The organism is Phenylobacterium sp. (assembly GCF_046590535.1).
GTDB lineage: Bacteria > Pseudomonadota > Alphaproteobacteria > Caulobacterales > Caulobacteraceae > Phenylobacterium.
Window position 1 is genome coordinate 1 of the sequence record NZ_JBKJTG010000251.1, and the last position, 18,792, is coordinate 18,792.

General features: G+C 65.8%; 18 protein-coding genes and 1 pseudogene. 6 read left to right on the forward strand and 13 right to left on the reverse strand.

Annotated features, from left to right (window positions below):
- The 8 genes from ACLL81_RS15690 to ACLL81_RS15725 all read right to left on the reverse strand — a co-directional run.
- Positions 1 to 302, reverse strand: a 302-nt coding sequence (locus ACLL81_RS15690; protein WP_411289300.1) for a HupE/UreJ family protein, incomplete at its 3' end; no start/stop codon positions are given.
- 36 nt (positions 303 to 338) lie between these two features.
- Positions 339 to 659: a hypothetical protein gene (locus tag ACLL81_RS15695; RefSeq protein WP_411289301.1), complete on the reverse strand. Its 321-nt coding sequence runs from the start codon at positions 657 to 659 to the stop codon at positions 339 to 341.
- 146 nt (positions 660 to 805) lie between these two features.
- On the reverse strand, positions 806 to 1,798 hold the full coding sequence (locus ACLL81_RS15700) for a hypothetical protein (RefSeq protein ID WP_411289302.1): 993 nt from the start codon (positions 1,796 to 1,798) through the stop codon (positions 806 to 808).
- A gap of 11 nt (positions 1,799 to 1,809) precedes the next feature.
- Positions 1,810 to 2,469, reverse strand: coding sequence for a cupin domain-containing protein (locus tag ACLL81_RS15705; protein WP_411289303.1), 660 nt, complete (start codon positions 2,467 to 2,469; stop codon positions 1,810 to 1,812).
- Entirely contained in the window at positions 2,466 to 3,263 is a 798-nt protein-coding gene (locus ACLL81_RS15710) for a PepSY domain-containing protein (RefSeq protein WP_411289304.1), read from the reverse strand. Before ACLL81_RS15710 ends, ACLL81_RS15705 begins: the two co-directional genes overlap by 4 nt.
- A gap of 1 nt (position 3,264) precedes the next feature.
- Positions 3,265 to 3,981 carry a PepSY domain-containing protein gene (locus ACLL81_RS15715; protein ID WP_411289305.1) on the reverse strand — a complete coding sequence of 239 codons (717 nt, stop codon included), beginning with the start codon at positions 3,979 to 3,981 and terminating at the stop codon, positions 3,265 to 3,267.
- Between the two features lie 57 nt (positions 3,982 to 4,038).
- Positions 4,039 to 6,705 carry a TonB-dependent receptor domain-containing protein gene (locus tag ACLL81_RS15720; protein WP_411289306.1) on the reverse strand — a complete coding sequence of 889 codons (2,667 nt, stop codon included), beginning with the start codon at positions 6,703 to 6,705 and terminating at the stop codon, positions 4,039 to 4,041.
- A gap of 672 nt (positions 6,706 to 7,377) precedes the next feature.
- The gene (locus tag ACLL81_RS15725; protein ID WP_411289307.1) at positions 7,378 to 8,253 is read right to left on the reverse strand and encodes a LysR substrate-binding domain-containing protein; all 876 of its coding nucleotides are present in this window, start codon (positions 8,251 to 8,253) and stop codon (positions 7,378 to 7,380) included.
- A 122-nt stretch (positions 8,254 to 8,375) separates the two neighbouring features.
- Between ACLL81_RS15725 and ACLL81_RS15730 the strand changes: the two genes are divergently transcribed.
- The 5 genes from ACLL81_RS15730 (at position 8,376) to ACLL81_RS15750 (ending at position 12,166) form a co-directional block, all read left to right on the forward strand.
- Positions 8,376 to 9,824: an NADP-dependent isocitrate dehydrogenase gene (locus tag ACLL81_RS15730; protein ID WP_411289308.1), complete on the forward strand. Its 1,449-nt coding sequence runs from the start codon at positions 8,376 to 8,378 to the stop codon at positions 9,822 to 9,824.
- A gap of 9 nt (positions 9,825 to 9,833) precedes the next feature.
- Positions 9,834 to 10,058, forward strand: a complete 225-nt coding sequence (locus ACLL81_RS15735) for a hypothetical protein (RefSeq protein ID WP_411289309.1) — start codon at positions 9,834 to 9,836, stop codon at positions 10,056 to 10,058.
- Positions 10,039 to 10,968 (forward strand): sulfate adenylyltransferase subunit CysD, encoded by a 930-nt coding sequence (gene cysD, locus ACLL81_RS15740; protein WP_411289310.1) that lies wholly within the window; start codon positions 10,039 to 10,041, stop codon positions 10,966 to 10,968. The genes ACLL81_RS15735 and cysD overlap by 20 nt, the downstream gene beginning before the upstream one ends.
- Positions 10,969 to 11,048: 80 nt before the next feature.
- Positions 11,049 to 11,330 carry a hypothetical protein gene (locus tag ACLL81_RS15745; RefSeq protein ID WP_411289311.1) on the forward strand — a complete coding sequence of 94 codons (282 nt, stop codon included), beginning with the start codon at positions 11,049 to 11,051 and terminating at the stop codon, positions 11,328 to 11,330.
- A complete protein-coding gene (locus ACLL81_RS15750) occupies positions 11,330 to 12,166 on the forward strand; it encodes a DUF6671 family protein (protein ID WP_411289312.1) in 837 nt (278 codons plus the stop codon). The genes ACLL81_RS15745 and ACLL81_RS15750 overlap by 1 nt, the downstream gene beginning before the upstream one ends.
- Positions 12,167 to 12,275: 109 nt before the next feature.
- Here ACLL81_RS15750 and ACLL81_RS15755 read toward each other — a convergent pair.
- Positions 12,276 to 12,430 (reverse strand): annotated as a pseudogene (locus tag ACLL81_RS15755) (sodium-dependent bicarbonate transport family permease); the annotation flags it as partial.
- A 222-nt stretch (positions 12,431 to 12,652) separates the two neighbouring features.
- Here ACLL81_RS15755 and ACLL81_RS15760 point away from each other — a divergent pair.
- Positions 12,653 to 13,069 (forward strand): hypothetical protein, encoded by a 417-nt coding sequence (locus ACLL81_RS15760; RefSeq protein ID WP_411289313.1) that lies wholly within the window; start codon positions 12,653 to 12,655, stop codon positions 13,067 to 13,069.
- 328 nt (positions 13,070 to 13,397) lie between these two features.
- Here ACLL81_RS15760 and ACLL81_RS15765 read toward each other — a convergent pair whose 3' ends face one another.
- The 4 genes from ACLL81_RS15765 to ACLL81_RS15780 all read right to left on the reverse strand — a co-directional run bounded on the left by ACLL81_RS15765 (position 13,398) and on the right by ACLL81_RS15780 (position 18,647).
- A complete protein-coding gene (locus tag ACLL81_RS15765; RefSeq protein WP_411289314.1) occupies positions 13,398 to 15,761 on the reverse strand; it encodes a CHASE3 domain-containing protein in 2,364 nt (787 codons plus the stop codon).
- A gap of 282 nt (positions 15,762 to 16,043) precedes the next feature.
- Positions 16,044 to 16,229 carry a DUF465 domain-containing protein gene (locus ACLL81_RS15770; protein WP_411289315.1) on the reverse strand — a complete coding sequence of 62 codons (186 nt, stop codon included), beginning with the start codon at positions 16,227 to 16,229 and terminating at the stop codon, positions 16,044 to 16,046.
- Between the two features lie 323 nt (positions 16,230 to 16,552).
- Entirely contained in the window at positions 16,553 to 17,389 is an 837-nt protein-coding gene (locus ACLL81_RS15775) for an alpha/beta fold hydrolase (RefSeq protein ID WP_411289316.1), read from the reverse strand.
- 655 nt (positions 17,390 to 18,044) lie between these two features.
- Positions 18,045 to 18,647 (reverse strand): TetR/AcrR family transcriptional regulator, encoded by a 603-nt coding sequence (locus ACLL81_RS15780; RefSeq protein ID WP_411289317.1) that lies wholly within the window; start codon positions 18,645 to 18,647, stop codon positions 18,045 to 18,047.
- Positions 18,648 to 18,792: the final 145 nt, after the last annotated feature.

Below are 18,792 nucleotides of genomic sequence, written 5' to 3' on the forward strand. Positions count from 1 at the left end.
AGAAGGGTCAGGGAGTGCCCGATCGAGAACAGGGTCACGTAGAGCGCGACATCCTTCATCCGGTAGAGAAAAAAGATGACGCCGAGGAGGAACAGCAGGTGGTCGTAGCCCGTCACCATGTGCTTGGCGCCGAGATAGAGGAACGGAACGATGTCCGGCCCACGGGTGGCGGCCACGAAGGCCGCATCCTTTCCTTCGAGACCGTGGGCTGCGGCTGAGCCCACCGCCACAAGGGCGAGCAGGAGCGCCGCGGCCAGCTCCGTGCGGCCAGCGCCCTGCTGTGTGGGAAGTGAAGCTTTCACGGGAATGCTGACGGGTGGCTCTCTACGGCGTCGGGATCACCGGCGCTTGGCGGGCTGGGGTGGGGCGATCACCACGTCGATGGCCACCAGGTCGGTCAGCTTGTCGCCGAATCCGAGCGCCTTGACCGACTGGCCGACCTTTACATCCTTCACGCTCAACCTCTTTCCGGCCATCACGACACGAGTATTGCCGTCGACGTCCAGGGTGAAGAGCCGCCTATCCTTCGTCCGGACCTGGATCGTCTTGGCGGTGACCACCGTGACCTGGCCCGCGACCTCCATCTCGTCGTGCGCCACAGCGGGCAAGGCGCCGAGGAGGGCCGCGGCGACGGCGAGCAGGGGGAGGATTTTGCGCATGGAGAACTCGGACGACGGGTTGAAGAGGAAAGGGGTGGGCGGGTGTCGCGCGCAACTCGGTATCGAGTGGGCCGAGGTCACGTTCACACTGCCACCCGGCGCGTTGACTTGGCCGAAACGAGACGGGGGGCAGTATGAGGTCGTCATCACCAGTTCGGGTCCATGTTGGGCTGGCCCGGGAAGCGCACGACCTTGTCGCCGTAGATCGGGTCGTAGTAGTGGCCACCATCCTCGTAGTCGGGATTCCACTGCTTGGCGCCATCCGGCCGCAGACGGTACAGATACGGCGACATCAGCAGGCGCTCGAGGTGCCAGCGTCCTTCCGCGCCCGACGGAATATCTTCCCCGTCGCCATACAGCATCAGTCCGCCGTCGGCGTAGACTTCAAAGCCCGGATCGGTGGTTTTATACTCGTGGCTGACATTCATCACCTTGTGACCGATTTCGTGAGCGATCGTCCGGCGGCCCCGGCTCGGCGTCGAGAGGTTGTCGACAGTGATCACGCCTCGATACGCCCTCGGGATGGTGCCGTAGTAGGAATAGGATGGGAACGAAAGGCCGCCCGTCCGCACCATCTTGACGGTCCAGTTTCGACCGTCGGACCGCTCTAGGAACGGCATGATCACGTCCTGGAGGGCCACTAGGTAGATGGTACGGTCGCTGTCCTTCCGCGGTTCTATCATGCTCTGGAAGGCGCTCCGCGCCATGTCCGTCAGCTCGGTCGGGTGGCGTTTGTTCCCTTCATACAAGTTGACATACTCGGTGTCCGGCACCCGCGGAATTTCGTTGGACTGGATCGCGAGATGCCTTGGGTCGATCGCACCGGTCTTGACCCAAAGCAGGTTGATCTGGACCCCGGCCGGCTTGTAAATCTCCTTGGCGGATCGAACTCCGTCGACCATCTGTTCCAGCGTGAGCTTCTTGAAGGCCGGATCGAAGTTCGACGGCAGGTAGATCCCGACATCCAACGTTGGCTTCCCCGCCACCAGATCCTTGTTGAACGCGGCGATGTCGACGGACTCGACGATCTTCCAGGCCACCGGCCTGAGAGCCTTCGGAACCGGCTGCGCCAGCGCTGGAGACGCGACCTGGAGGAGCAGGGCGCCCAGAGCAGCCAGCAGGTAGTGCGAACGTGCCAAAGGTCGCGCCTCTAGTACTTGATCTTCAGGACAGCGTCGAAGTCGGGGTTGACGCTGCGGGCGAAGGCGATCGCCGGATCGTCCTGCTTCAGCTCGTTGTAATAGAAGGGCAGACCGCTCTTGCGGTCCTTATCGACCGCCGTCTGCATCGCCTTGATGCCCCGGCTGAAGATGTCGTAGCTCTTGTTCTCGCCCTTGGGTTTGACGACTAGCAAGAGGGCGGGTTCCGAGAACGGTGCTTCCCAACCGGTCGGCATCTTGTCGCCGAAGCGGAACAGCGTGCCGGCCTGCATCACTTGTCGCTTGCCTTCGCTGGCCAGCACCCACTTGCCGCGCACCGTGTAGATGATGCTGCCGATGTCATGCGGGTGTTCCGCGAGGAACATCCCCGGCTTCAGTTCGATGAAGAACGCCCGCGTCTCCTCGGCGAAGAGCAGCGGCCCAAACAGCCCCTCGTGCGTCAGGATTCCGGACGACTTCACCGCGTCCTCAATGTTTGGGATCACCTCGACGTTCGTCGCGAGCTGAATGTAAGCCGGCGAGATCGCCGTTGCCGGCACCATCTTCTTCTCTAGAACCGCGGGTGATGGCGCCTTGTGCACGTGGGGAGGGGCCTGCGCGAAAGCGCTTGCAGGCGCCAGGAGTGCGATCAAGAAGGCAACTAGCTTCACGGCAGTATCCTTTCGTTCTGGTCTGACCCTGACGTGCCCGGCCTGGGCTTGGGCTGATGGCGTCTCACGGTGTTTCGCTGTCGCGCGGCGAGGCGCTCCAGAGGCGTGGTAATCCAAGTCACGTCGGACGCCCGGAAGCTGCGGAACAAGAGGATCAGGCCGCTGATGGCCAGCCAGGCGACCCCCGTCGCCACGGTGATGATCAGCGGATGATTGAAGCTCTGGCGTTCCGTGTAGTCCATGATGTGGATCATCCAGAAGAAGTCCCAGAGCCGCCATGTGTTGTTCTTGGCGGCCAGGACGTCGCCGTTGGTCGCTGATACCAGCAGAGCTGTACGCTCCGGATCGGCAAACTCGACGCGCCAGATCGGCAGCGCCAGATCCCGGGTTTCCAGGGTGACCTTTTCCACCCGCTCCACCGAGCGAACGGGAGCATCGCCGCCAAAACGGCCCACGGCCAACTCACGCGCCTTTGCGGCGTCGATGGGTATCGACCGCCCATGCTGCGCGTCGATGATCTGGACGCCATCGGCCGTGGTCGCTTCGTAGACGTAGCGATCGTAGAGCGGCTTGAGCTGAAGTTTCAGTAGCGGGGCGCCAACCGCGGCCGTTATGGCCGCCAGGGGCATGGGCTCCGCGGGCATGGCGATCTGCGCGACGGGCAGAATGACGCCTTCTGCCGAGACCTTGTGATGGTCCAGAAGCGCCATCATGGACCCGCTAATAGCCCAGAGGAGGAACTGCAGCCCGAGCACGAGGCCGAACCATTTGTGGAGCCAACGGATTTGCGACATCTCAGACGGCCCCCGCGACTGGCATGCGCGCCCGACGTCTGCGGCGGAAGCTGTAGAGCAGGAGCCAGGCTCCGCTTGCTGCGGTCACCACAGCCATCCAGGTGAATATCCGCAGCAGGAGGTTGTTCACGTCCTGGCGGTCGTCGTAGTCCATGATGTGAAGCATCCAGGCGAAGTCGAACGTCCGCCACAGATCGTGCCGGCGCGTCACCAGTTCCCCAGTGAAGGGCGAGATGTAGAACGTCGGCCGCCAGGCCCCTTCGAACTCCACGCGCCAGAGCGGCACGGGCCGCGTCTGGACCTCCAGCGGCGCCTTGGTGATGAACTCGGTGCTAACGACGCGCCCGTCCTCAGCGAACATCGACACAGCGCGAGCCTGGGCCTGCTCAAGGGTGATCGGGGACAATTTCGCGCCTGTGCGCGCGTCGAAGAGCGCCTGGCCACCATCGGCCTCGACCACATAGACGGGCTGACCCAGCTGGGTCTCCAGCCTCGCCGAGGTCAGTCCCCGCGCGAACTGCGCCAAGCGCCCGGGCTCGACCAAGCCTTCAAGGCTCAACGGCCGGGCCGTATCGGGCTTCACCAGCCGATCCCCATGGATGATGTCGATATGGACCGCGGTCATATAGATGCCGGTCACGGTCCAGAACATGGCCTGGATCGCTACGATCAGGGCGATCCACTTGTGGATTTTTCGGGCTAAAGCGGGCAGTCGCATCATCGTCTCAAAAATTGGACGCCGGCGGGAGGTGGGCCCCGCCGGCGTTCCTGGCGCTTAGAACGCGTACGTCAACCGGACATACCCGCGACGGCCGAGAAGGTCGTAGACCATCGTGTCGGTGTTCCCGTCGGTGTAGCTTGGGATGAAGGGGGCATCCGGCTCGAAGATATTGTCGACGCCTACGGCCGCCACGGCCTTATCGGTGACCCGGTAGGAGAACTGGGCGTTGTGGTAGAAGATGTCTTCCGTCCGATAGCCTATGGCCGTGGGCGCGGCGTTGAAGTCTGTCGCCTTCCCGATCCACTGGATCGAATAGTTGGCGCTCCAGCGATCGTCTTCGACCCGGAAGTTCGTCAGACCGCGCCACTTCGGATAGCCGCCGTTGCCGCCCCCGATGAAGCCGCGGAAAAGGATCGGCGCCGCACTGGGGAACGGAATGACGGTGTACTTGTCGAGGTAGGTGACACCTGCATCCAGCGTCGCCGTGCGGCCGAACAAATCCCAGGTGTACCGAGCCGAAGCGTCCACGCCCTTCGCGGTTTCGGCGCCGACGTTCACCTGCTGCGAGGACAGGAAGCTCACCTCGCCCGTTACGACGTTGCGGGTGAACTGGTCAGGGCTGCAGAACGGATGCGCGAGGCCAGGGGTGTTGTAGCAGACGGCCAGCTTGGTTGAGCCGGGGATGGACCGGATCGCGTTGTCGATGTCGATCTTCCAGAAGTCCACCGTCAGCGCCAAGCCCGGCACGAGCGGGGGCTCCCAGACCCCGCCCAGGGTCAGTGTCTCGGCATTCTCCGGCTCCAGGTTCACGTTGCCGCCGGTGGTAGTGAGGATCGTGTTGTTCGGCTGGATGAAGCCGGCGGGGACGCCCGCCGCCTGGCAGTTGGCCCGCAACACCGCGTTGGTGCTGGTGGCGTAGCGGCTGCACGGGTCCGTGGTCGTCAGGTTGCCCTGGGTCACGCCGCTGAACAGCTCAGCCACGTTGGGCACCCGGAATGCGGTGCCCCAGGTTGCGCGCGCGCGCAGGCCCCAGCCAAGCGTCCAGTCCAGTCCAACCTTGTAGTTCGTATCGCTGCCGAACCGCTCATAGTCCGAATAGCGGATCGCGCCGTCGACGCGGACCATCTCCATAAGGGGAAGGTTGCGAATGATCGGAACACTCAGTTCGGCGTAGACCTCTTTGGCCTTGATCGAACCTTCGATCGGGCTCTGCTGGTTGGAGTTGGCGATGCCGGCGACGATCAGCGGATCAGGATTACGCCAGCCCCGGTCCTCGCGGTACATGGCGCCGGCGGCCATCTGTAGGGGTCCGGCGGGCAGTTCGAACAGGCTGCCGGTAGCGTCGGCGGTGAAATTGCGGGTCTCGTTGCCGCCGCGGTCCACCGTGGTGGTGAGGATGTAGTTCACCACCTGCTGCGTGACGTCGCCCGGGCCGAGGTAATCGGCGCAGGGAATCGGGGCGCCAGCGGCGAAGCTGCAAACCGCCAGGTTGATGGTGTTGGCCACCCGCTGGCGGTTGGCGATGTTGGTGAAGCCGTCGATGCCTTCGTTGCGGCCGTAGTTGCCGGCCACTTCCCAGGTCCAGTCACCGCCGAACTTGCCGCGCGCGCCGCCGGTGAGTTGGTAGGTGTCCGTCTCCTGGAACGCGACCCGCGGGCCGCCCTCCACCAGGCGCCGCTGGACGACCGTGACGGTCTGGCCGGTGGGGTTGGTCGGATTGGTGGCGCCGATGACGAGGTTAAGCAGGGTGCCGGGCGAGGCTAGCTGTTCGGTGTTGCGGCGGGTGTAGAGCGCCTCGCCGAACAGGGTCACGCTGTCGGTGAGCTGGAAGTCGCCGAATGCGCCGGTGGTGAAGCGCTCGATCGGATTGACCGCGTTCAGGAACGGGTTGGCGTTGTAGCCGTGACGCGCCGCCGTGTAAGGCTCGAAGCTGTTGCCCCCTATGAAATTGACGACCTGGCCATTGGCCAGGGTCGCGCGGCCGCCGGCGGTGGAACCGCTGCCCAGGCAGGTGAGCACGCCGGTGGCGCCGCTCAGCGGGCACGGGGCGCGGGTCGCCATGTTGACGTTGTCCGTCTTCTGCCAGGTTCCGGCCAGGGCGACGCCGCCGCGTTCGCCGCGCCAGCCGTAGGAAACGTCGATGGTGCGATCGTCCCCGTCGCTCTCGTCCGTGAGCGCGTAGCGGCCACTGATCTGGAAACCCTCGAAATCGCTGCGGGTGATGATGTTAACGACGCCGGCCACCGCGTCGGTGCCGTAAACGGCGGAGGCCCCGTCCTTCAACACTTCCACCCGCCCGATGATGGCGGTGGGAATGGTGTTCAGGTCCGGGGCGCTGTTGGCGCCCGTCCCGCCGTTCACCAGCCGGCGGCCATTCAGCAGCACCAGCGTGCGATTGATGCCCAGACCACGCAGGTTGATCGTCGCCGTGCCCCAGCCGCGCGAACTCCAGTAGGCGTTCGTTTGGTTGCCGCCGAACCCGGCGGCGGCCGGAAGCCGTTGCAGCAGGTTTTCGACGTTCACGATCCCGGTGGCCGCAATGTCCTTCTGCTGGACCACGGTGACGGGTCCGACACCCTCGATGTCGGCGCGCTTGATGCGGCTGCCGGTGACGACGACTTCGTCGACGCTGGCCGCTTCCTGAGCCGTCGCCATCGGGCTCATCAGAGCCGCGGATGCGCAGGCGCTTGCGAACAGAAGCCGCTTGGAAAATAGGTTCATCACTACCCCCTTTAGAAACCCGGATCCGTGGGCGCAGACGGCGCTCTCCTCGGTCCGCGTAAGAAACTTTTCATGCCCGCCCGCAGCGAGTGTCAAGATAGGTATATACATATCGGGACCGCTGCGTCGGCATGCTGCTGCCCCTGCTCCCAGCCAAAAGGTGTTCAAGCCCCACTTTGCCCCAATGGCTTAGAATTATTTGCCTGCCAAAGCCCAGGGCGCGGTTTTTTTTGGTTTTTTTTCCGTTCGGTTAGGACCGGAACGGCAATCGTCCGCCTGCAACGGTTGTAGGCGCCAGTGTCGACGAAGCAAGCAATGCAGGGGGAACTGACAACTTAACTCAGCCCGACGGCAAGAGCCTCTTCCCCACTGTGACGATTACGGGGCCGCGGTTGCAGCTACCCAGGGCGTATGGGCCTGAGCGCGCAGGCTACGCAGACCAGGTCGGGAGATCAGACGGGTCTGGGTGTTGAAGGTGTTGTAGATGGCGGCTTGGCTGGAAAGGAACCGGATCACGTCCGGCGGGAACCGATGAAGCTTGAACGAAATGGGTTGGATCGCCGTCTTTGAAGGACGGACTTTATGACTGGGAAACGGAAGCGGTGCTCGGCTGATTTCAAGGCCAAAGCGGACGATCCGGGCCGGACGGCGTTGGAAAGTCGAGCGCCATAGTCAGCCTGCTTCCAGGGCGTGTCGGCGATCGAGTGACGTGAGCACAAACTCCGCCAGACGCTCGGCGGCCGGCGGGACGGCGGTCGGCGCACGAAGCAGCGCTATCTCGGCGTCGGCGAGCGTCGGAAGACCATGCTCTGCGCCCAGGATGGTGAGGTCGGCGGGGGTCATCTCGCGAGGCAGCACCGTGACGCCCAGCCCAGCCCGCAAGGCGGCGTGCTGTCCCGCCAGCGAGGGGCTGGTGTAGGCGGCGCGCCAGGCTCGCCCCTGCCGCTCAAGCGCCGTGATCGCGCGCTTGCGGTAGACGCAGGGGCTGGGCGCGACGACCAGCGGCGCGACAGCGCTGCGCTCCAGCACGCCGGGGTCCGCGGCAACCCAGACCAGCGGCTCGCGCCAGACCCGCACGCCAAGGTCCGGCCCCAGCGGTTCGCGCTTCACCAGCGCGATATCGAGCGCGCCTTCACGCAGCCGGTCGATAAGATGGAGCGTCAGGTCGCACGTGACCGTAAGCGCGACCTTCGGGTGGGTGCGCGCGAACTCGCCCAGGATGTCCGGCAGGTGAACCGTGGCGAAGTCCTCGGGCGCCCCCAGGCGCACCTCGCCCTCAACCTCGACGCCGATCAGCCCGGCCAGGATCTGGTCGTTCAGGCGCAGCAACTGGCGGGCCTGCGGCAGGAAGCGCTCGCCCTCGGCGGTCAGCACGACATGACGCGGGTCGCGCGAGAGCAGGGTCTGCCCCAGCCGGTCCTCCAGGCGCCGCATCTGCAGACTGATCGCCGACTGAGAGCGGCCGAGACGCTCGCCGGCGCGGGTAAAGCTGCGCGCCTCCGCCACCGTCACGAAGGTGCGCAGCAGGTCGAGCTCAAGATTGATCATCCGGATATTTTTGGCCGCATCATTAAAGATTCATATCTTACGTATCACCAAAATCAACCACCGGGGGTTCCGGCTCCGGCCTATGTCGTCCTCCACGGGCGCTGGAGTCCGACGGAGTTGAGATGAGCGACCTATCCTTGAAAGCGCCGATCACCGTGGCCTACGGCGACGGCATCGGACCGGATATCATGCGCGCCAGCCTCGACGTGATGCTGGCCGCCGGCGCCCAGTTGGACATCGAGACCATCGAGATCGGTGAGGATGTCTATAATCGAGGCTTCAGCTCCGGGATCGAGCCCTCGGCCTGGGACAGCCTGCGGCGCACAAAGGTGTTCTTCAAGGCGCCGATCACTACCCCGCAGGGTGGCGGCTTCAAGTCGCTGAATGTCACCATCCGCAAGTCGCTGGGCCTCTACGCCAACGTCCGCCCCTGCGCGGCCTACGCTCCATTTGTGGCTACCAAGCATCCGGCGATGGACCTGGTTATCGTCCGCGAGAACGAGGAGGACCTCTATGCCGGCATCGAACACCGCCAGACCGACGAAGTGTTCCAGTGTCTGAAGCTGATCACCCGGCCGGGCTGCGAGCGGATCGTCCGCTACGCCTTCGAATACACCCGCGCCAACGGCCGCAAGAAGGTCACCTGCTTCACCAAAGACAACATCATGAAGCTGACCGACGGCCTGTTCCACAAGGTGTTCGACGAGATCGGCGCCGAGTACCCCGACCTCGAGCAGGAGCATTGGATCGTCGATATTGGCGCGGCGAAGCTCGCCGACACTCCGGAGATGTTCGACGTGTTGGTGATGCCCAACCTCTACGGCGACATCCTCTCTGATGTGGCTGCCCAGATCGCCGGCTCGGTGGGCCTGGCGGGCTCGGCCAACATCGGCGAACAGGTCTCGATGTTCGAGGCCATCCACGGCTCGGCCCCTAGGCTAGCCGGCCAGGACCGCGCCAATCCGTCCGGCCTGCTGCTCGGCGGGGTGATGATGCTCAACCACCTGGGCCAGTCTGGGGTCGCCGAGCGGGTGCACAATGCCTGGCTCGCGACCCTTGAGGCCGGCGTCCATACCAAGGACGTCTGGCAGCACGGCGTCTCGCAGCAGCTGGTGGGCACGCAAGGTTTCGCAGAGGCGGTGATCGCGCGGCTTGACCGGGAACCCCAGACCCTGAAGCCGGTGAGATATACCGCCAGCCGGCCCTTCCAGCTCCCGCCGCGCAAGCCGCAGGCCCCAGCCCGCAAGGAGACCGTGGGCGTCGACCTCTTCGTACAGTGGCGCGGCGGCGCCGATGACCTGGCGGGCAAGCTCAAGACCATCGAGCACGGCCCCCTGGCGCTGAAGATGATCACCAATCGCGGCGTCAAGGTGTGGCCGGAGGGGCTGCCGGAGACCTTCTGCACCGACCACTGGCGCTGCCGGTTTCTGAACGGCGACGGGCCGATGGAGCTGACCGACATCGTCGCGCTGAGCAGCCGCGCAGCGCTGGCCGGCGTCGACTTCATCAAGACCGAACACCTCTGCACCTTCGACGGCGAGCCTGGCTTCAGCCTCGGCCAGGGACAATAGGAGCCTGCCATGCGCACCCGCTGGGATCCAACCGAGAACGGCCGCTACTGGGTGATCGGCGGCAAGCACATCGACATGACCTTCCAGCATCGCAGCTGGTCGGAGGTGATCGGCCCGTTCTCCACGCGCTACGACGCCGAAGCCATGTGGCGGAAGCTGAGCTTCGTCTACACCCACGACGCCAGCGTCCGCTTCACCATCGTCCAGGACGCCGATGTCGCCCAAGCCGCCTGAGACGGGCGGCGACCTGCCGCCCCACCTGCGTGCGCTGGAGGCCGAGGCGATCCACATCTTCCGCGAGGCCGCGGCCGACGCCCGGCGTCCCGTGGTGCTGTTCTCCGGCGGCAAGGACTCCACCGTCCTGGCCCACTTGGCGACCGCGGCCTTCTATCCGTCTCGCCCGCCGATGCCGCTGATGCACATTGACTCCACCTTCGAGTTCCCTGAGACCTTGGCCTTCCGCGACGCGCTGGCCCGCGACTGGGGTTTCGAGCTGATCGTCCGGCGCAACGAGGACGGCCTGGCGCAGAAGATCAGCCCCTTCACCCACGGCTCGGCGTTGTACACAGACCTCATGCGCACCTTTCCGCTTAAGGCCGCGCTCGACGAGCTGGGCTGCGACGTGATCTTCGACGGGGCGCGCCGCGACGAGGAGAAGTCGCGCGCCAAGGAGCGGATGGTCTCGATCCGCTCACAGGGCCACGGCTGGGAACCCCGCGCCCAGCGGCCGGAGCTCTGGCGGCTCTACAACGCGCGGCTCTCGCCTGGCCAGACGGCGCGGGTGTTCCCGCTCTCCAATTGGACCGAGGCCGACATCTGGACCTATGCCTGGGCGCGAAGCCTGCCGCTGGCGCCGCTCTATTTCGCCGCGCCGCGCCCCACGGTCGTGCGCGACGGCGCCCTCTTGGTGGTGGCGGACGCGCGCTATCCGTTCGCGGTCGGCGAGGAGCCGGTCACCCGCCACGTGCGCTTCCGCACCGTCGGGTGCTGGCCGGTGACCGCGGCGATCGAGTCCGACGCCGCAAGTCTGCCCGAAGTGCTGATCGAGACCCTGGCCGCTCGCCACTCCGAGCGCCAGGGCCGGCTGATCGACACCGACGAGGGCGGCTCGCTGGAGTCCAAGAAACGGCAGGGTTACTTCTGATGGCGGCGGAGCAAGATGAACGGCCGGTCGGCCCCAACCCTTTGCGGTCAACCAGACCCGCCGTGCTCGCAACCCCAGCTATGAGCGAGGCTCCGGCCTCGGGCGCCCTTTTGCTTCCACCTGACAAGTCGAGACTGCCCAGCCGGCACACCACGGTCGGGCCAGAGCGGGCGCCGCATCGCTTCGAGAACGGTCCGCGCTTCTACGGCCTGCCACTCAACCCCGGCTTCGTCGCCCTGGGGCGGACCTCATGGTGTGTGTGGGAGAGCTTGGCGGCGGCGGGCTCCGAGCTCGTACCGTTCCAGGCCGGCGCCAGGCTCGACTGGAAGTTCGTCGGCCCGGTCGCCGCGGAAGGCCGCTGATGCGGCCGCTGGCGGTGATCGCCACTATGCACGGCAAGGAGCGCGTCCTGGCGCCGCTGCTGGAGACCGAGCTCGGCTTCGACACGACCCTGGCGCAGGGGCTGGACACCGATCTGTTCGGCACCTTCACCGGCGAAGTCGCGCGCCTGGGCACGCAACTGGAGGCCGCTCGGGCCAAGGCGGAGCTGGCGCTGAGGCTTTCGCCGGACGCCCGCTTCGCGGTCGCCAGCGAAGGCAGCTTCGGGCCGCATCCGGCCATGCCGCTGATCCCCGGCGGCCATGAACTCGTCCTGCTGCTCGACCGGGAAACCGGGCAGGAGGTGCTGGGCCACCACGTCACCGCCAAGACCAACTATCGGCAGGCCCTGATCGCCAGCCCAGAGGAGGCCCTGCGCTTCGCCGAGCACGCTGGGTTCCCCACGCACGCCCTGGTGGTCGGCCGCTGCCCGAGCGGTGAGATCGCAGCTGCCGAGCCTGTGGCCAAGGCCGTGCAAGCGCAGGACCGGCTCCTGGAGTTGGCGAACGACCTGATCGCCCGGGACGGCCATTTCGTCCTCAGCACGGATATGCGCGCCCACCTCAATCCTACCCGCATGACCGCCATCGAAGCCGCCGGCCGCGACCTCGTTACGGGCTATGCCTCGCGCTGCCGAGCCTGCGATCGACCGGGGTTCGTGGTCAACGAGCGCATCCTGGGCCTGCCCTGCGGCGATTGCGGGACGCCGACGCGGATGACCCTCGCCGAAGTCCGCCGCTGCGTCGGCTGCGGGGAGACCGAACGGCGCGACATTCCTGGCATGGCCGATCCGACTTGGTGCGATGAGTGCAATCCCTGACCCCTAAACGTGCGCAGGGGCCTACGCCCGCTAGGCCGAACTGCCAACTCAGCCACAGATAGAGCGGAATGCCGACGATGATGTCGAAGGGGAAGGTCGCGCCCAGCGAAAGCGGCAGGTAGACGCCGCCTGCGGCAGCGCCAGCCGCATGGCCTCCAGCACGGCGATATAGCAGGCGCTGGCCGCCAGCGTGGCCAGCAGCGCCCGGGCCTCTGGCGGGACGCCGAGCGCCGCGCACAGCGCGAACGCCGAGGTGAGCGGCATGAGCAAGCCGAAGGCTAGGGGCCACCGCTGGACGTTTTCTGGAAGCGGGTGACATAGGTGGCCAAGGGGCCTGCCGTCCGGTGCTCGCGCTCCTCGTAGGCGCGCCGCCCCAGTGAACGCGAGATGAAGGGCGGGCTCACGTGACGCTCATTCGATGCGTGGCGTGTTGTAGGAACGGCCGTCTCGGCCATTCAGCAACGGATCGGCACGATGAGAAAGCTTTTGAGTATCGTTCTAGCCACCGCCGCCATCGGCGCCGTCGGGGCTCCAGCCATAGCGCAACCGCACGAACACGAGGACCAGAACCAGCGTCAGTATGGTCAGTACTTCGGCGGTTATCAGAGCTTCGACAATCTCTACCAACATGACGTTGAGGGCATCCAGCACGGCCTTCGCGACGGGTCCTACACCCGCCAGGAGGCTCGCTACTTCATGGTTCAGCTGAGGCAGATTCGGCAGCGGGAACTCTATTTTCGTTCGCGAGATGGCCTCCTGGACCCGCGCGAAGGTCAGGACATCCAGCGGCGACTGGAGCAACTGCATGACGTGATGCACGAAGCCCATGAGGACGGCCACGACGCCCAGGACGACTGGAATGACGGTCGCCGCGATGACGGCCGCAACTATCCCCGTCGCTAGGACGGCAAGGCGGAGCGCGCACCGGGCGCTCCGCCTTGCCGCGGTCACACACGTGATGGCTCGCTAATCGCGGCCTCCCGAGGGGTCCCGCCCTGCGGCGCGTCTACAAACAGACCCCACCACCCATGAGGACCTTACCTCCGGCGCCGCCCAAGCGGCATATTCGGAGAAGAGTTAGCGTTAGCCTGCCAGCACCTCGCGCAGCCAGCAGAATGCTCCAGACCGGACGTTGCAAGACTCTACGAAGTGGGCGGGTAACGCCATCGCACTTCAAACAACCAATCCATTCGATCTGGCGCTGCGCCACGCATGAGAGCCGCCCAGGCCCTCAACCCAGACGGTTGATCCCCGCGCCGTCAAGCACCAGACGCACCTTGATGGCCAACTGGTCGATGGTGAAGGGCTTGGCGATCAGCGCCACGCCGGGATCCAGGACGCCGTTGTGGACCACGGCATTGCGGGTGAATCCGGTCGTATAGAGCACCTTTAGGTCTGGGCGCGTTTCGCGGGCCCTGTCGGCGAGCTGGCGGCCATTCATGTCGGGCATGACGATGTCGGTGAACAGCAGGTCGACGCGCGGTGTCACCGCCAGGACCGCCAGCGCCTGGGCGGCGTCGCTGGCCTGCACGATCGTGTAACCGAAATCGCGCAAGGCTTCGACCGAGAGGAAGCGGATTTTCTCGTCGTCCTCGACGACCAGGATGACCTCGCCGGCCCTGGCTTGGGCCGTCTCGGCGCTGATCGCCGGCTTGTCCGCATCGAGGGCGCCCTCGGCGCCGACGTAGCGTTGCAGATAGAGCCGCAAAGTCGTGCCGTGGCCGGGCTCGGAGTAGATTTTCACATGGCCGCCGGACTGCTTGACGAAGCCATGCACCTGGCTGAGGCCGAGCCCCGTGCCCTTGCCGACCCCCTTGGTGGTGAAGAAGGGGTCGAACACCCGCTCAATGACGTCGGCCGGCATCCCGATCCCCGTGTCGGTGACCGAGACCAGGACGAACTGGCCCGCCGTAGCCTCCGGATTGGCCACGGCATAAGCGTCGTCGAGGTGCGCGTTGGAGGTCTCCACCGTCAGCCTGCCGCCCTCCGGCATGGCGTCACGGGCGTTGATCACCAGGTTGAGGATTGCGTTCTCGAGCTGGCCCGGATCGACGAAGGCGCGCCAGAGTCCGCCAGCAAGTATGGTCTCCACCCGCAGGTGCTCACCGATCGTGTGCCGCAGCATCTCAGACATGCCGCCCACCAGCTTGCTGACGTCGAGCGCCTGTGGCTCGAGGGGTGTCTGGCGTGAGAAGGCAAGGAGGCGCGCGGTGAGCAGCGCCGCGCGGTGAGCGCCTTCCAGGGCGTTGTCGATACAGACCACGGCGCGGGCCCGGTCGGTGTCGAGCCGCCGCTTGGCGATGTCGAGCGAGCCGATGATGATCGACAGCATGTTGTTGAAGTCGTGGGCGATACCGCCGGTGAGCTGCCCGATGCTCTCCATCTTCTGCATCTGACGGACCTGGGCTTCAGCCGCTTGCCGGGTCTCCAGCTCTTCCTTCAGCTGGGCGTTCGCGGCTTTTAGATTCGCGGCCGAGACCTTCAGGTCGATGTTTGCAGCATTAAGCTCCGTCAGGTCCCTCGCGAAGCCGGTGAAGAACCGCCGGTCCCCAACCCTCATTTCGCCGACCGACAGCTCCATGGGGAAGGTCGAGCCGTCCCTGCGCTCGCCCACGACCATTCGGCCGATGCCGATGATCCGCCGCTCCCCCGTGGTGAGATACCGGTCCAGATAGCTGTCGTGCTCATCACGGTAGGGGTTCGGCATCAGCATCCGGATGTTTCGCCCGATGGCTTCGTCACCCGGCCAGCCGAACAGGCGCTCGGCGGCAGCGCTGAAGGACTGCATGAGCCCGCGCTCGTCGATGACGATCATGGCGTCGGGCACGGTGTCCAGGATCGACTGCAGGTGCCTCTCGCGGGCCGTGAGATCCGCGAGCCGAAGATGCGCCTGGCGGAAGGTGACGAAAGCCAGGGCCGCGATGATCACGCCGTTGAGGACCAAGGCCAGCTGGGCGAGCAGGGCCTGGCGTTCAGTGACCCGATCGCGGATCCGCAGCAGATCGCGCTGTTCGGCCTTCATCGCGATCACGACGGCGCGGATCTCGTCCATCAGCGCTTTACCGCGATCCAGCCGGGCGGTCGCGCCCTGGCGACTGCCGGCCCGGTAGAGGGCGATGTTCTCGCGGAGGCCTTGCTGCCTGGCTGTCGAAAGCTCGCCCAGGCGTTTCAAGGAGGCTTGCTGACGAGGATTGTCGGCCGTGGTCACCGCGAGCGCCTTGACCTCGCGATCGATGACGGAGATCGCCGCCTCGTAGGGCTTCAGATAGCTGGCCTCGCCGGTGAGCAGGAAGCCGCGCGTGCCGGTCTCGGCGTCCTGTAACTGCGAGAAGACCGAAGAGAGTCGGTTCTCGACCTCGAGCGCGTGGCGCACGAGGGTGGAGCTCTGCTGTTGCTGATTGGCCAGCCACACGGAGCCGAAGACCATGACGACCAGCAGAATGAACCCCAACAGGGGAGGAAGCATCGACCGATTGTCTAGGGGCATGGTCGAGGTGATGGGCGCGCCGGAAGATTTATGCAAAGACTCTACGATGAGGACTGGTGACGGGTTGCGGCCGGCATGCCCAGGGACATCGCCCGCTGGGCCGCCCACGCAAGCGGGACCCTGCGCCAGTCGGCGTCACTTTACGGCTTCGAAATCGCGCCGCGCAGCATCGCGCTCTGAATGTCGGGAGCCAGGGACGCCAGCTTCACGAGCCGAATGGCGGACCCTTGCGGCCTGAGCCCGACCCTCCCCTCCCCTCTTTGCTTGCCGGAGACGAGTTCGCATAAGACTGGCACCACCCCAGCCACATCCACCCCGGGGTGTCGGCCTTGCGTTCGGCAGGCGCCGCGCCCGCCCGCGGAACCTTGCGGACGGGCGCGGCGGAGGCGATCAGCGGGCGGGGACGAGCAGCAGGCCGAGTTCAGCAGCCCAGAGTTGATCCTTCACCGACAGCTTGCGGAACTTGAGGCCGCGCAGCCGCGCCTCATCGGGCGCCGGGCGCCGGTTCTCCTCGACGATGGCCGCCTCGAGCTGCGTGTGCTCCACTCTCAGGCGGTGGACAAGATGGTGTTTCATATGAGCTCCTCTCTCAAGGGAGCGCTCGATGCAGCTCCGTCGGGGGAGAGGAGAGCCAGCATCGAGCGCGCCCGATGCGGTCCGACATCGCGATCACCTTGATCGCCAGAGGGGCCCGGTCCGCTCACCCTAGATGTGGGCCGTCTTCGCCCGGGCAAGGTGCGGCTTCATCAATTCGGCTCATGAGGGCGATGAGGTTCCTCAATGCCGCTCCATATCGGTCGCGTTGGGGCAGATCAGGCCCACTGCGCCAAACCGGAGACGAGTTGTCGTAGGACTGCCCGCACCAACTGGAACGTTTGGCGCCCCTAGCGAACCTTGGGCTATGAGTCCGGCAACCCAACGGGCGGCAGCGCCTGCAGAAAGGCTCGGAGGTCGCGGGCGCTCTCCTCCGGCATCTGTTCCATCGGAACGTGTCCGCCTTCGGCGTAGGTTACCAGCTTCGATCCCGGTATGCCGCCGACGAATCCGCGCGAGCGCTCCGGCGGGATCACTTGGTCCTTCAGCCCAACCATAACGAGGGTGGGCGTGCGAATCCGGGCGAAGCTTTGAGGCGGCGTCGTGGACCTGCCGCCACTGCCGCTCGTCAGCAGGGCGCGATGCCCTGGCGCACGCGCCAGCTCCACGTAGCGGTCCACGAGCGCCTGCGTGACAAGGCGCTCGTCCTGGTAGGCCTGACGCAGGCCTCGGGCGGCGAGCGGCCGCGGGTCAAGATTGCGCAGCAGGACCCGGCCTGCCGGGTTGGTTAGCAGCTTGAAAACCGCGGGGCCGCCTGCGCCGCGCGCTTCCGACGGCCAGCCTGCGGCGTTGACCAGCACTAGGCCCTCGAGCCGCTCGGGATGGGCGAGCGCGTAAGACCAGGCCACCGCCCCACCCATGGAATTCCCGGCCACCACAAACCGCTCGACCCCCACGCGGCGGGTAACCTCGTCGACGACGGCGACGTTGCCGGCCGTGGACGTCCGGTAGTCGGCCGGCGCCCGCGTAAGGCCGTGGCCCGGCAGATCCAACGTCAGAACCCGGTATTCGCCCCGGAGCCGCTCGGCCCAGGGCTCCCAGGCGTGCAGGGAGGCTGCGAAACCGTGCACCAGCACGACGACACGCGCATCCGTCGGGCCCTCGTCGCGATAGTGGACGCGCAGCCCGTCCGGCAACGTCATATAGCGCGAAGCGGGGCTAGCGTACTTACCCTCGAGTTGCGGGTACGGGATGTCCGCGGCTATACAGCCGGATAGCCAAGCCCCAGCCAGCACGACTGCGACCGAGCGGAGGAGGTGAGCCATCCGGGAACGCTAACACGCCCGCAGGATGACCTTGCGTCAGCTCTCGTAGGGTTGCCGAGGTTTGCCTTCCATCCGCCACCGCCGTACGCGCGTCCCTGCGCGGCGCGTGATGCCCGCGTCTATCAGATCCTGACGTGCTCGGACGCACAGGGCGCCGTCCGCTCGATCCTGAGGTACCTAAGCACCTGAACGCCGAAACTATGCCATGCGCGCCGGCGCCGCGAACTGCACGCGGCGCCTCTGGTCCGAAACACTCAACGGGTCCGTCAACGTCCGCATGAGGTCGAACTCGGCCTTCGCGCGCGGCACGAAGGTCCGACTGTGGGCAAGGCTAATGTCCAGAAATGGCGCGGCTGGCCCCGCTCCGAAGGGTGGAGGTGGGCTGAGCTGACGGCCGTGATCACCCGCTCTACCAACCCCTCCGCTAGTTCGACAGCTCGCCCGAAGTGATCCGTCTTGTGGATGTTGTACGTGAAGTACGGTGTGGATGACCTCGCGTCGGTCGACGGCCCGCCGCGTCGAGCTTCCGCGATCAACCTCTGAAGCGCGACGACAACAGGAAGGTAAAGCCGCTCAGGACCTTTGCTCTAAGATCCGCCGCGGCGCCTGGGTCCGGCGCGCCGCTCGCCAAAGTGGCCGCGGCGATCCCCCGTCCCAGGACCCACAGCAGCAGCGCGACGCTCTCGACCTGCGCTGCCGGCACCCGGTCGTCTCCATCCAGCGAACTTCGGAACACGACGAAGGCTTCCTGCTCGGCGGCACGTGTGTGGGCGTCGCCTGTCAATATCGGGCATGACTGCATCAACGCGTAAAGCTGTGGGTGGTCTTGGATGAATTGGAGATAGGCGGAGGAAGCGGCGTCGACCTGATGGGGGGCCGCGCCACGGTCCATGGCCCGGGCGATCTTGATCCCCAGGTCGCGCCAACCCTGCTTCGCCAATTCCGTCAGCAAGGCGTCCTTGTCGGCGAAGTGATAGTAGAGGCTCGCGACCGCGCTGCCGGCCTTGTCAGCGATCACTCGCAGGTGAAGCCCCTCGACACCCGCCTCTTCCAGTAGCGTTTGCGCAGCGTCCAGGGCGCGGCGCCTAAGCGTGGCCCCGCTGGGGGAAAGCTTGAAATCCGCAGGGCGGTTCATTTCAGTCCGAGGCTCCGCGATCGGCGATGTCGGCTTGCGCTATATTGCCAGGAAAGGGGCGCTTGCGTGAGGTAGCTCGAAACCGCAGCCGGGAAGATGCACTGAGGCGGGAGATAGTGCCTTGTCGAACAAAGTTCGAAGCCCG

Coding starts and splice junctions, on each gene's coding strand:
- ACLL81_RS15695 (WP_411289301.1), bottom strand. CDS start 659: ATGCGCAAAATCCTCCCCCTGCTCGCCGTCGCCGCGGCCCTCCTCGGC.
- ACLL81_RS15710 (WP_411289304.1), bottom strand. CDS start 3,263: ATGTCGCAAATCCGTTGGCTCCACAAATGGTTCGGCCTCGTGCTCGGG.
- ACLL81_RS15715 (WP_411289305.1), bottom strand. CDS start 3,981: ATGCGACTGCCCGCTTTAGCCCGAAAAATCCACAAGTGGATCGCCCTG.
- ACLL81_RS15720 (WP_411289306.1), bottom strand. CDS start 6,705: ATGAACCTATTTTCCAAGCGGCTTCTGTTCGCAAGCGCCTGCGCATCC.
- ACLL81_RS15725 (WP_411289307.1), bottom strand. CDS start 8,253: ATGATCAATCTTGAGCTCGACCTGCTGCGCACCTTCGTGACGGTGGCG.
- ACLL81_RS15730 (WP_411289308.1), top strand. CDS start 8,376: ATGAGCGACCTATCCTTGAAAGCGCCGATCACCGTGGCCTACGGCGAC.
- ACLL81_RS15735 (WP_411289309.1), top strand. CDS start 9,834: ATGCGCACCCGCTGGGATCCAACCGAGAACGGCCGCTACTGGGTGATC.
- cysD (WP_411289310.1), top strand. CDS start 10,039: ATGTCGCCCAAGCCGCCTGAGACGGGCGGCGACCTGCCGCCCCACCTG.
- ACLL81_RS15745 (WP_411289311.1), top strand. CDS start 11,049: ATGAGCGAGGCTCCGGCCTCGGGCGCCCTTTTGCTTCCACCTGACAAG.
- ACLL81_RS15750 (WP_411289312.1), top strand. CDS start 11,330: ATGCGGCCGCTGGCGGTGATCGCCACTATGCACGGCAAGGAGCGCGTC.
- ACLL81_RS15770 (WP_411289315.1), bottom strand. CDS start 16,229: ATGAAACACCATCTTGTCCACCGCCTGAGAGTGGAGCACACGCAGCTC.
- ACLL81_RS15775 (WP_411289316.1), bottom strand. CDS start 17,389: ATGACGTTGCCGGACGGGCTGCGCGTCCACTATCGCGACGAGGGCCCG.
- ACLL81_RS15780 (WP_411289317.1), bottom strand. CDS start 18,647: ATGAACCGCCCTGCGGATTTCAAGCTTTCCCCCAGCGGGGCCACGCTT.